This window comes from Agarivorans sp. QJM3NY_25, from assembly GCF_050870875.2.
GTDB lineage: Bacteria > Pseudomonadota > Gammaproteobacteria > Enterobacterales > Celerinatantimonadaceae > Agarivorans.
This window is the reverse complement of record NZ_CP194041.2, coordinates 3,219,785-3,232,446: the sequence shown is the minus strand read 5'-3', so window position 1 is coordinate 3,232,446 and position 12,662 is coordinate 3,219,785. Positions and strand designations below refer to the sequence as shown.

Genomic DNA, 12,662 nt, shown 5'->3' with positions numbered 1-12,662 from the left:
AAAAAGGTTCATCGCGGCTTTCCGGGGAAGGCCGCTTTTATCTTCATAAAGAAGTAATCCGTATCTCGATACCCATAGCCCATTCTTTTGATTAGCTTGATCTTATTATTAATCCCTTCCAGGGTGCATGTATTTAAGTGATATAAAGCCGAAGACACTATCCCATGAAGGTACGGTTTCAGCTTTCTAGCAAAGTTTATGAGTGGCTTTACTCCGCTTTCATGGACTTGTTGCCACCATATTCCCCAAAGGTCTTTGGCTTGTTTTTCCGAGTCGCAGTACCAGAGTTCCTTGAGCTGAGCACCAAGTAAATGGGTCACCATTAAGTCACGGTTAACCGCGAGTATTTCATCCAGATAGCTTTGTTGCTTGGTATTTAAATTCTCTCTATTTTTCAGTAGTACCCAGCGTGAGCGCTTGACCCAACGCCGTGCACTTTTGTCATCTTTTAGTTGGTTGGCTTGATCTACACGAACTCTATCCATAACCTCTCGACCAAACTTAGCAACGACATGAAAGAGGTCATAGACAATACGAGCATTTGGACAATGAGCTTGAACCTCAAGGTCAAAAGCGGTGTTCATATCCATTGCCACAACTTCGATATTTTGAGCATGTTCTCCAAGCATCTCAAAGAAGGGACGTATGTCTTTGCGACTTCTACCTAGACCAATCCAAAGTACTTGATGTGTTTGTGCATCTGCGATAACAGTGGCGTAACAATGGCCCTTGAATATGGCAAACTCATCCATGACCAGTTGACGCAAACGCCCCCAAGGAACCTCAGGTACGACACGCTTGAGACGTTGCTTATCTATTTCTTTGATGGTGTGCCAGTGCACTCCAGTAAGCTCTGAAATGTGTTTGATGGGTAGCAATGGTAATAGATTATCAATGTAATCAATCAGCCGATTAGTGAGGCGAGAATATGGCTTAACCCAAGAAATAGACTCAGTCTTGATACCACAATTTGAACACTTGATGCGCCGAGTCTGAACGAGTAACTCAACGGGTGTACCTAGCATCATCGCATCCTTAAGCGTTCGCCACTGAGTGTCATGAATAGAGTCAGAAACTTGACCACAAGAACAGTATGCAGCGGTATTAGGAATTAAGGTGATAGAGATTAATGAGTCATTTTTATAAGACTTTACGATCTGAAAGCCTTCCCAGAATGACGATAGAAAAGTATTATTCGGCATGAAAACGGTAGTTTGTGAAAGGTTGTGTTTGGCGATGTAACCTTACCACTAACTACCGTTTTTGTTTTCAGTTCCCGCTAATCTGCAAAGAACCATAAAAAAGCCGCATCTTGTAAGTTGCGGCTTTTTATATATTGAATATCGATTTAAGCGAATGCCGCCATCAGTTGTTCGGCAGCTTGTTGGACTTTCTCTATCTCATCATTTAATTCGAGTAATTCAGGTTCCACTTGCTTAACATCATTATGCTGGCGTAAGTTTTCTTCGATAGTCGCACTCAGGTTTTCAAGCCGCAAACAACCACTGTAAGCACATCCTCCGCGAAAGCGGTGGATGACCGCAATAAATTCACTGCAACTGATCTGCTGTGCCAAAATTAGCTCGATGTTACTCTGCATTTCGGGAAAGCTTTGCTGCAACATATTCAGCATATCGATGGCTAAAGCTTGATTATTATTCGATCGCTGCATGGCGAGTTTCCAGGAAAGGCTCGCATGTTCGAATTCAACAGTAGAGCTCAGCTGTTTAGAGGATTCCAAGGGTCTATCTGTGATGACTCTGGCGTTGGGTTGCCAACGGTGAATCACTTGCTCTAAAGACGATTCGTCGATTGGCTTTGCCAGATAATCATCAATCCCTTGACGCAGTAATTGGGCCTTTTCTCCATTTAAGGCGTGGGCTGAAACTGCAATAATTGGCGTTTCTTGATTTTTACTCTGTTGACGGATTTTTTGGGTAGCGCTAATTCCATCGAGGATCGGCATCTGAATATCCATTAAGATCAAGTCATAAGCCTGGGTTTCGGTACGGGTAATTGCTTCAAGGCCATTGCTGCAGGTATCCACCTCTGTCACGAGTTCATGCAGCATTGCGGAAATGAGTTTTAAGTTGGCGGCGTTATCGTCTACAGCTAATACTCTTAGTATCAACTTGGCGCGTGATAGCGAAGGCATGGGGGCCAGTATTGGCGGGTGATCGGTATGTTGATCGACTAGGGCCTGCGCTAATTTACGGTGGTTCACAGGCTTACTGATACAGTGCTTGGCTCCTGCATCTGTAATGCGTTGATGAATATCGGGGTCGCTGCTATTTATCAATACAATGACTTGGTCGCAGTGCTGTTTAGCTTGCTTGATTTTGCTCAGAAGTGGTTTTAAGTCTTGCCAATCACTATGACCAATCAAGATACTGGCATAGTGTTGTTGCAGGGCTTGCTGCCATTGTGGTTGGTCGGTGGCTTTATTGAATGACAGTTGCCATTGTTGACTCAAGCTTTGAATCACTTCTTGGCTCACCGGATGAGGTTCATAAAGCAATACCGATAGCTGCCCTAAAGCCTGCATCGGCAGCGGTGCCCCTAATACCATGTCGGTTAATTCTAGGTGGATATTAAAGGTGAACTCCGAGCCTTGCTCTGGTTCAGAGCTGAGTCGGATATCGCCCCCCATTTGTTGGACTAGTTTTTGAGTAATCACCAGACCTAGACCTGTACCGCCATATTCGCGGTTAATACTAGTATCGGCTTGTTTAAAGGCTTGGAATAATTGTGACTGTTGTTCCTTAGAGATCCCAATACCACTATCTCGAACGCTGGCGTGCAATACCACTTGCTGGCCTTGTTGTTTCGCCAAACCAACACTAACGGTAATTTGTCCTTTATGGGTAAATTTAATGGCATTACCCAGTAAGTTGGTAAATACCTGCTGTAAACGTAATGGGTCACCACGCAGGCCGTCGGGGACGTTAGGCTCGATCAGTAAATTTAGTTCTAACTTTTTGTCTTGGGCGCTTGGCCCTAACAATGTTAAAACTTCGTTTAGCGTATCGTGTAAATTAAACTCGGTACGGTCAAGTTTTAATTTGCCAGCCTCAAGCTTAGAAAAATCAAGGATATCGTTAATGATTGCCAATAGGTTATTCGCTGATTTCTCAATGGTGAGTAGATAATCAGCTTGGTTATGATTTAAAGATGTTTTCAGCAACTGTCGGGCAAAACCGATCACTCCGTTTAACGGGGTTCGTAGCTCATGACTCATATTGGCGAGGAATTCCGATTTGGCTTTAGCGGCTTGTTGCGCTTCTTTCTTCGCGATATCGAGTTCAATATTTTGAATTTCAATTTGTTCTAAGGTTTCTCGTAAATCGCTAGTGGCTTGATCAATACTTTGATGCATCTCCTCGTGGTATTCGGCAAGTGATTTTGCCATCGAATTAATGCCGTGTTTGAGCAAACCTAGTTCACCAGTGTAACTTCCTTCAACCCGCGCATCTAAACGGCCTTGGCGGATCCGGTCAACAATATTCACCATGTTGGTGATGGGCTGGGTGACTTGCTTACTTAATTGGAACGCAAATAAAACACTGATCAATACGCCAAACAGAACGATGAAAAGTGCGACGGTGGTGTCGCGAAACTGTAACAATAATGCTCGGTCTTTATTGTATTGCATCGAGATATAACCGAGTAATTCGGGTTTCCCATCGGCAAAGGCGGCGAAGCTGCCTTCAGCTTCGGCCCAAATTGGGGCCCGGAGGATGATTTTATCCGGATAAATTTCGACTTGGGTAGATTGTGGCAAGGGCAGTTCGGGATCGCTTTGCAACAATCGAATATTACGATGGTAATTACTGGTAACAAATAATTGGTTATGTTTATCGTAAACGGCGATGCTTTTAATTAAAGGCGACATTTTTCGGTGGGTGACGCTGATTAGTGATTTTACTCGCTCTCGATTATAACGACTTAAGCCCACTTCGCTGGCGATAGCTAAGGGCTCAATAACGTTAACTCCCTGTTCAATCACGAAGCTATCTAATTGCTGATTACGATTAAACGTAAAGTAGCTAGCAAGCAAAATTCCCACAATAAGTGTGGGGATAATGGTAAGAATATATACGCGGGCACGTAAGCCATACTTGGTCATAAACGTTTCTTATGGGAAAATGACATGGTTCCAATCGGCTATGATGACATAAGCCCATCTCTTTTTGTATTCACTGGTAAAATAAGTCTCTTCTATGGCGCAATTTTTTAAAGCAAAACCCAAGACCACCTCTCTCAAGAGGATCGATGATTGTCAAGTCGAGCAATTAGATCATCACTTACACGGCATTGTAAGAGCGGGGCGGCAAACTTACTTTGTGCCCAATACGTTGCCCGGTGAGCGAGTCAATATTTTTCCGAGCCATAAGTCTGGGCCAGCAAAGCTAATCAAACGACTCAAGGACAGCGCACAGCGTATCTCGCCAATTTGTCAGTTTTATCAACAATGCGGTGGTTGTAGTGTCCAACATTTGGACGCGGCCACACAGCGGCAGTATAAACAAAGAGCGGTGGCGCAGTTGATTTCGCGATTGTCGGGCTACCCAGAGATGACAGCGCTGGAACTATTGAGTGGCGATGATTGGCATTATCGCAGAGTAACTCGGCTGAGCACTTGGTATGATAAGTCTCTTGGTTGGCAGCTTGGTTTTAGACAAAAAGGCAGTCAACAATTGGTGACCATTAGTGATTGTTTGGTATTGAGTAAGAACTTGTCGGTTTTACTCGAGCCTTTACAGGCTTTACTTAAAGGCTGGCCCAAAAATGTCGGCTTGGGTCATGTTGAGTTGATTGATTGCGAACCCAAGGTGGTTTGTCGGGTGCGCTTAACGAAGCCTTTAGCTGCAAAGTGGCAAACTCAATTACTGGCAATCGCTGAGCGTTTTAATTTTGCGATGCTGCTTACCGAAGCCGAGCAGCATACTTGGCTCACTGGCGAGCAAGCTTATTATACTTTGCATGACCAGCAGCTTGATTTAGCCTTTCACCCCGGTGATTTTATTCAGGTGAACGTCACTATCAATCAGCTGATGATTAATAAAGCCTTGGCTTGGCTAAAGCTTAAACCACAAGATGTAGTGCTCGACCTATACTCTGGTATCGGGAATTTTAGTTTGCCTTTGGCGCAACGAGCGAAACAAGTGATTGCTATCGAGGGCGTTCCTGCGATGAGTCAGCGGGTGATGGATAACGCCAAGCGTAATGGCTTAATGAATATCAGTGCCTACTGTGGGGATTTGGAACAGCCCGAGACAGCCAAGTTTTGGCAATCGAGAGCAGTCACCAAAGTACTTCTTGATCCGGCCCGCGCGGGAGCAAAACAGGCCATAACTCAGGTTGCCAAGCTTGGCCTAAGCACCGTAGTATATGTGTCATGTAATCCTGCAACCTTGGCCAGAGATGCCAAGGTGCTAAAAGAAGCTGGCTATAAAATGGTTAAGCTCGCGGTTGTTGATATGTTCCCTCAGACAGAGCATATCGAGACAATGGCTCTGTTTGAACGTTAACTTTAACAAGATAAAAGTGGTCAGCGACCAAAATAAGGAACAGTAGTGTTATGGTCTCGGTGAGAGAAACGCATCTTAATCAACAGTTGTTGTTTGATGAAAATCAATGGGTAGAAAGCCTTGGCATTGCGCTTGAAGACCAGCAGCATTTATTTGGCTCCACTAATTTTTATCGCGCTTTAGATGCCGAAAAAGAGCAGATCCATATCTGTCTGACGAAGGGCAAGGAGATGGTTGAGATCCTTGTAACACTCAACATGGATTTACCGACCTTGGAAGCTGCTTTGTTATTTCCTTTCGTGGATAGCGGCCTATTAAGCAAAGAGCAACTGCCGCAGTATTTTTCTGAAGAAGTGATTAAGTTGCAATTTGATGCTGCCCAAATGGATGCGATGAAGGTATTACATACCGGGCAAAATAAAAATTTATCTTCGACACAAATCGATAACGTGAGACGAATGCTGCTCGCGATGGTAGGCGATGTGCGAGCCATCGTGATTAAATTGGCAGAGCGGATCTGTTTTTTACGCGAAGTTAAAAATGAATCGGAAGAAGTTCGTGTATTGGCCGCAAAAGAAAGCAAAGATATTTACGCTCCGTTAGCAAATCGCTTAGGGATCGGTCAACTCAAATGGGAGCTTGAAGACTTTACCTTCCGTTATCTGCATCCCGATACCTATAAACAAATCGCGAAACAATTGGATGAAAAGCGGATTGCGCGCACACAATATATCGAAGACTTTGTTGCCAAATTACAGCAGGATATCGTAGCTTCCAGTATTAATGCCGAGGTGTATGGTCGACCCAAACACATCTATAGTATTTGGCGAAAGATGCAAAAGAAAGATTTGTCTTTCGACAAATTGTTTGATGTACGGGCGATTCGTATCGTGGCTGAGAAGCTACAAGATTGTTATGCCATCTTAGGCATCGTACATACTTCTTGGCATCATATTCCTAGCGAATTTGATGATTATGTGGCCAACCCTAAACCGAATGGTTATCAATCTATCCATACGGTGGTCATTGGTCCAGAAGGTAAATCTATCGAAGTACAGATCCGTACTCGGCAGATGCATGAAGATTCTGAACTCGGGGTTGCGGCGCATTGGAAATATAAAGAAGGCGGAACTGGTGGGCGCAGCGACTTCGAAGATAAGATTGCCTGGTTACGTAAGTTACTGGCTTGGCAGGATGATATCGCTGAAAATGGTGCGATGCTTGAAGAGTTACGTTCACAAGTATTTGATGACCGCGTTTATGTCTTTACCCCTAGTGGTGAAGTGATTGATTTGCCCGCTGGCTCAACACCGCTTGATTTTGCCTATTACGTGCATAGCCAAGTCGGTCATCGTTGTATTGGCGCTAAGATTGGTGGGCGGATTGTGCCTTTTACCTATCAATTACATACAGGTGAACAAGTTGAGATTATTACCCAAAAGGAATCGAGCCCTAGCCGTGATTGGCTCAATCCTAATCTAGGCTTTGTAAAGTCTTCTCGGGCGCGTAATAAAATTGCCACTTGGTTTAAGAAGCAAGATAAAGATAAAAACCTCTTGGCGGGTAAAGATTTACTTGAGGCAGAGCTCAATCGCTACGGTTTTAAAATGAGTGATATCGACCATTGTCTTGAGCGTTTCAATGTGAAAACTGTAGAAGATTTATTAGCCGCTATTGGTGCAGGTGATGTGCGACTGAATCAATTGATTCATTATTTGCAAGCGACGCTATATAAGCCTTCTGCGGAAGAACTCGATCGTCAAGCGCTGGAAACTATCACGAAGAAAGCCGAGCACCATGGACAGAAGAAGAAGCGGGCAAAAGACTCCATCGTGGTGGATGGCGTTGGCAATCTTATGACTCATATTGCTCGTTGCTGTCAACCGATACCCGGTGACTCAATTAAAGGCTTTATTACCCAGGGGCGTGGAATTTCAATTCATAATGTTGATTGTGAACAACTTGCTGAATTGCATAGTCGCACACCAGAACGTGTGATTGACGCGGTATGGGGCGAAAATTACTCGGGAGGTTATAACCTTACAATTCGCATTGTGGCGAACGATCGTAGTGGGTTGCTGCGGGATATTACCACCGTGTTGGCGAATGATAAGGTGAATGTTATGGGGATGCAGAGTCACTCTGACGTCAAGAGTCAGACGGCAACCATCGATATGGAAATTGAAATTTATAATCTCGATACTCTGTCTCGGGTATTGTCCAAAATAAATCAACTTAATCATATTATTGAAGCGCGGCGTTTACGCTAATCATCGAGGGCTATTTTCGCATCGTAGGATGTTGAAAATAGCCTCATTAACCAGAACTTTATGTAAGTGCTAGAGTGATGAATCGCCAGCGTTATCTGAAGCTATCGAAAATTTAAAATGAAAGGCTAATAATCCTTAGGAAATTTTGAACTCTATGCTGCAACGTCCTTATCGTATTGATACCTTACTCGCCATTATGGCGAAATTACGTGACCCCGAGTGTGGTTGTCCTTGGGATCTTAAACAAGATTGGCAATCTATCTTGCCACATACTGTAGAAGAGACTTACGAGGTGGTAGAAGCAATTCACCAAGCGCTGGATTCTGGTGATTTTGCTGAAGTAAAGTTAGAGCTTGGTGATTTACTGTTTCAGGTGGTGTACTACGCTCAGTTTGCTCAAGAGCAAGGAGACTTTGACTTTGCAGCAGTGGTTGATGGGATCTGTGAAAAATTGATCCGCCGTCATCCACATGTTTTTAATCAGCAACAAAAAATCCAATTGGATGATGCCCAGCTAAAAGTTAACTGGGAAGCCGAGAAAGTGCGAGAGCGGGCAAATAAGTCTCATCATCACGCACCAAGCGTGTTAGATGATGTGCCGCAAGCATTGCCAGCTTTGAGCCGAGCACAAAAGTTACAAAAACGCTGTGCTCATGTGGGGTTTGACTGGCCCAGCGTCGCTCCGGTGATCGACAAGGTTAAAGAAGAATTGGCGGAGGTCGAACAGGCTATCGACGAAAAACAGCGGCAGGATGTTGCCGAAGAAATTGGCGATTTGTTGTTTTCTTGCGTAAATTTGGCACGGGTTTGCGATTTTGATGCTGAAGCGCTGTTACGCCAAGCGAATCATAAATTTAGTCGAAGATTTCGTGGTGTAGAGGCTTTGGCAAGAAACCAAGGGCGGCAACTTGACAGCATGAGCCTGCAAGAGATGGATGCCTTGTGGGATAAAGTGAAAGAAAATTACAAAAATTGATTTACAACAAATACACTAAAACTTAGTCTTGATAGAGTGACATCGATTGTGGTGTTAAAGAGGCTTTGCTATACTATGCCCCCGTCCAAGTATCGCAGATACGCCCTTAACACATCCAACTTCTCAGGTTCGACATGACAACAAAATACATTTTCGTCACCGGAGGCGTAGTGTCCTCTTTGGGTAAAGGTATTGCCGCTGCATCGCTGGCTGCCATTTTAGAAGCTCGTGGTCTTAAAGTGACCATTATGAAGCTTGACCCATACATCAATGTAGATCCCGGTACTATGAGTCCGATCCAGCACGGCGAAGTATTTGTGACTGAAGACGGTGCCGAAACCGATCTAGATTTAGGTCATTATGAGCGCTTTATTCGTACCAAGATGACTAAGCGTAATAATTTCACGACGGGACGCGTCTATGAAGACGTGCTGCGTAAAGAGCGTCGTGGCGACTATCTAGGTGCTACCATCCAAGTCATTCCACATATTACCAATGCGATTAAAGAACGGATTGTCGCGGGCGGTGAAGGTGTTGATGTTGCTATTGTGGAAATTGGTGGAACGGTGGGCGATATTGAGTCACAACCGTTTTTAGAAGCAATTCGTCAGTTAGGCACTGAAATTGGTCGTGAACGCGCGATGTATATGCATTTGACCTTAGTGCCTTATTTGGGGGCGGCTGGTGAAGTAAAAACGAAGCCGACTCAACACTCAGTGAAAGAACTCCGTTCTATCGGTATTCAACCCGATATTTTGATTTGCCGGAGTGACCGAGCGATTCCAGCTAATGAACGCGCCAAAATCGCTTTGTTCACTAATGTACCCGATCGCGCAGTTATCTCGCTGAAAGATGTCGACAGTATTTACAAAATTCCCGCTTTGCTGAAGTCTCAGGGCTTAGATGCATTGGTCACCAATCGCTTTGGTATTGAATGTCCTGAAGCCGACTTAAGTGAATGGGAACAAGTCATTTACGAAGAAGCGAATCCAACGAATGAGATTGTGATTGGCATGATTGGCAAATATGTTGAATTACCTGATGCCTATAAGTCGGTGAATGAGGCCTTGAAACATGCCGGCCTTAAGAATCGCTTGAGTGTGAAGATTCAATATGTCGACTCTCAAGATCTAGAAGTAAAAGGACCTGAGGTCCTTAAAGACTTGGATGCTATTTTAGTGCCTGGTGGCTTTGGTGAGCGTGGTGTAGAAGGTAAGATTTTAGCTGCGCAATATGCTCGTGAAAACAACGTACCTTACCTTGGTATTTGTTTGGGGATGCAAGTCGCTTTAATTGAATACGCGCGGAATGTGGTTGGCTTGACAGATGCCCATTCTACCGAGTTTAATGCGGAATCATCGGCACCCGTGGTTGGGCTTATTACCGAGTGGATCGACGAAGATGGCAAACGAGAAACGCGGAATATTGATTCAGATTTAGGTGGCACAATGCGCCTTGGCTCTCAGCTTTGCCATTTAACTAAGGGCTCTAAAGTTGCAGAGTTGTACGGTAGTTTAGAAATTTATGAACGTCATCGCCATCGTTATGAGGTGAATAATACTTTGTTGCCAAAGATCACCAAAAAAGGTCTAAAAGTGACCGGCTTGTCGGCAGACAAGAAACTAGTGGAAATCATCGAAAACCCTGCTCATCCTTGGTTTGTTGCTTCACAGTTTCACCCTGAATTTACATCTACCCCGCGTGATGGACACCCATTATTTGCCGGGTTTGTGAAAGCCGCTGGCGAATTTAATAAAGCTCGCTAGTATCTACTAGCGAGTAGAGATTTTTAGAAAGTTTGTAGTTTATTAACTTATAGAGGAAATTAGTAATGTCTAATATCGTAAAAGTACTTGGTCGCGAAATCATGGATTCACGCGGTAACCCTACTGTAGAAGCTGAAGTTCATCTAGCTGATGGTTCTTTCGGTATGGCTGCTGCGCCTTCTGGTGCTTCAACTGGTTCTCGTGAAGCCCTAGAATTGCGTGATGGCGATAAAGCTCGTTACTTAGGCAAAGGTGTATTAAAAGCTGTTGCTGCTGTAAACGGCCCAATTGCTGAAGCATTAGTTGGTAAAGATGCTTTGGCTCAAGCTGAGCTTGACCAAATCATGATCGATCTTGATGGTACCGAAAACAAAGCTAAGTTTGGCGCAAACGCTATTCTAGCGGTTTCTTTAGCGGCTGCTAAAGCTGCGGCAGCTTCTAAAAAAGTACCACTATACGCTCACATCGCTGACTTAAATGGTACTCCTGGTGTTTACTCTATGCCTCTTCCAATGATGAACATCATCAATGGTGGTGAGCATGCAGATAACAGCGTAGACATCCAAGAATTTATGATTCAACCCGTTGGTGCTGCAAACTTCCGTGAAGGCCTACGTATGGGCGCTGAAGTATTCCATAGCCTTGCTAAAGTACTTAAAGCTGATGGTCACTCAACTGCAGTTGGTGATGAAGGTGGTTTTGCGCCTAACTTGGCTTCAAACGAAGCGGCACTTGCAGCAATTAAAGTTGCGGTTGCAAATGCAGGTTACGAACTAGGTAAAGACATCACTCTAGCGATGGATTGTGCTGCATCTGAGTTCTACGACAAAGAAGCTAATATCTACGACCTTAAAGGCGAAGGTAAAAAATTCACTTCTGAAGAGTTCAACTTCTTCCTTAAAGATTTGACTGAACAGTACCCAATCGTATCGATTGAAGACGGTCTTGACGAGTCTGATTGGGATGGTTTTGCACACCAAACTAAACTTTTGGGCGACAAAATCCAATTGGTTGGTGACGATTTGTTCGTAACTAACACTAAGATCCTTAAGCGTGGTATCGACAATGGTATTGCTAACTCTATCCTGATTAAATTCAACCAAATCGGTTCTTTAAGCGAAACTTTGGCTGCTATTAAAATGGCGAAAGATGCTGGTTTCACTGCCGTTATCTCTCACCGTTCAGGCGAAACTGAAGATGCAACTATCGCTGATCTAGCGGTTGGTACTGCTGCTGGCCAAATCAAAACAGGTTCATTGAGCCGTTCTGATCGGGTTGCTAAATACAACCAATTGCTACGAATCGAAGAAGCACTAGGTTCAAAAGCACCTTACAATGGTCTTAAAGAAGTTAAAGGTCAGTAATATTAAGGCTTAACTCGGTTAAGCTTAATATGCTACTTTGATTATAAAATCCTCGCTTAGGCGGGGATTTTTTTAATGAATGTTGATGGCGAGGCTAAAGTGGAAGAGCGGCGAGCCGTTCTGAGCGTGTTGCTACTCTTTGTTAACTACGGGCAAGCAATTGCTACGAATCGAAGAAGCACTAGGTTCAAAAGCGCCTTACAATGGTCTTAAAGAAGTTAAAGGTCAGTAATATTAAGGCTTAACTTCGGTTAAGCTTAATATGCTACTTTGATTATAAAATCCTCGCTTAGGCGGGGATTTTTTTATATGAATGTTGACTCGAACCTCCATGGATCCCTAGTCGCAATTACGACTAGGGATTTTTTTGCCATTGAATTGGCTAAATCAACGCACTAAGAGTGGAGTAACAATCGGCTTTATGGGATTATCTAGCTCACGGAGGAATCATGCGTTCGTTTAAAATTCTGCTCATACTGCTCGTTATGTTATTACAGTACCAACTATGGTTTGGGAAAAATTCGCTTAACGATTATTTCGGCTTGCGAGAACAAGTTTCGAAACAGCTACTCGCTAATCAGGAGTTGAGCCAACGTAACGTTGTATTGCAGGCGGAGATTGCGGATTTGCGTAATGGTTTAGATGCCGTTGAGGAACACGCTCGAAACGAACTCGGTCTGATAAAACAAGGTGAAACCTTTTATCGAATCATTCCTTCCCCCGAACGGAACTAATCGCAGCCATTGAGTAGTTAC

General features: G+C 44.0%; 8 protein-coding genes. 6 read left to right on the top strand and 2 right to left on the bottom strand.

The window, feature by feature from the left end; translation table 11 throughout:
• Positions 1-8 precede the first annotated feature (8 nt).
• Positions 9-1,202 carry an ISL3 family transposase gene (locus ACRRSW_RS14740; protein WP_432459724.1) on the bottom strand — a complete coding sequence of 398 codons (1,194 nt, stop codon included), beginning with the start codon at positions 1,200-1,202 and terminating at the stop codon, positions 9-11.
• A gap of 146 nt (positions 1,203-1,348) precedes the next feature.
• Positions 1,349-4,126 carry a two-component sensor histidine kinase BarA gene (gene barA, locus ACRRSW_RS14735; protein ID WP_432459723.1) on the bottom strand — a complete coding sequence of 926 codons (2,778 nt, stop codon included), beginning with the start codon at positions 4,124-4,126 and terminating at the stop codon, positions 1,349-1,351.
• 94 nt (positions 4,127-4,220) lie between these two features.
• Between barA and rlmD the strand changes: the two genes are divergently transcribed.
• The 6 genes from rlmD (at position 4,221) to ftsB (ending at position 12,641) form a co-directional block, all read left to right on the top strand.
• Positions 4,221-5,531, top strand: coding sequence for a 23S rRNA (uracil(1939)-C(5))-methyltransferase RlmD (rlmD, locus tag ACRRSW_RS14730; RefSeq protein ID WP_432459722.1), 1,311 nt, complete (start codon positions 4,221-4,223; stop codon positions 5,529-5,531).
• 50 nt (positions 5,532-5,581) lie between these two features.
• Positions 5,582-7,801 (top strand): GTP diphosphokinase, encoded by a 2,220-nt coding sequence (gene relA / locus ACRRSW_RS14725; RefSeq protein ID WP_432452478.1) that lies wholly within the window; start codon positions 5,582-5,584, stop codon positions 7,799-7,801.
• A 154-nt stretch (positions 7,802-7,955) separates the two neighbouring features.
• Positions 7,956-8,777 (top strand): nucleoside triphosphate pyrophosphohydrolase, encoded by an 822-nt coding sequence (gene mazG, locus ACRRSW_RS14720; RefSeq protein ID WP_432452479.1) that lies wholly within the window; start codon positions 7,956-7,958, stop codon positions 8,775-8,777.
• A gap of 134 nt (positions 8,778-8,911) precedes the next feature.
• Positions 8,912-10,543: a CTP synthase gene (locus ACRRSW_RS14715; RefSeq protein WP_432452480.1), complete on the top strand. Its 1,632-nt coding sequence runs from the start codon at positions 8,912-8,914 to the stop codon at positions 10,541-10,543.
• A gap of 65 nt (positions 10,544-10,608) precedes the next feature.
• A complete protein-coding gene (gene eno, locus ACRRSW_RS14710) occupies positions 10,609-11,907 on the top strand; it encodes a phosphopyruvate hydratase (RefSeq protein ID WP_432452481.1) in 1,299 nt (432 codons plus the stop codon).
• A gap of 449 nt (positions 11,908-12,356) precedes the next feature.
• A complete protein-coding gene (gene ftsB / locus ACRRSW_RS14705; protein ID WP_432452482.1) occupies positions 12,357-12,641 on the top strand; it encodes a cell division protein FtsB in 285 nt (94 codons plus the stop codon).
• Positions 12,642-12,662: the final 21 nt, after the last annotated feature.

Coding starts and splice junctions, on each gene's coding strand:
- ACRRSW_RS14740 (WP_432459724.1), bottom strand. CDS start 1,202: ATGCCGAATAATACTTTTCTATCGTCATTCTGGGAAGGCTTTCAGATC.
- barA (WP_432459723.1), bottom strand. CDS start 4,126: ATGACCAAGTATGGCTTACGTGCCCGCGTATATATTCTTACCATTATC.
- rlmD (WP_432459722.1), top strand. CDS start 4,221: ATGGCGCAATTTTTTAAAGCAAAACCCAAGACCACCTCTCTCAAGAGG.
- relA (WP_432452478.1), top strand. CDS start 5,582: ATGGTCTCGGTGAGAGAAACGCATCTTAATCAACAGTTGTTGTTTGAT.
- mazG (WP_432452479.1), top strand. CDS start 7,956: ATGCTGCAACGTCCTTATCGTATTGATACCTTACTCGCCATTATGGCG.
- ACRRSW_RS14715 (WP_432452480.1), top strand. CDS start 8,912: ATGACAACAAAATACATTTTCGTCACCGGAGGCGTAGTGTCCTCTTTG.
- eno (WP_432452481.1), top strand. CDS start 10,609: ATGTCTAATATCGTAAAAGTACTTGGTCGCGAAATCATGGATTCACGC.
- ftsB (WP_432452482.1), top strand. CDS start 12,357: ATGCGTTCGTTTAAAATTCTGCTCATACTGCTCGTTATGTTATTACAG.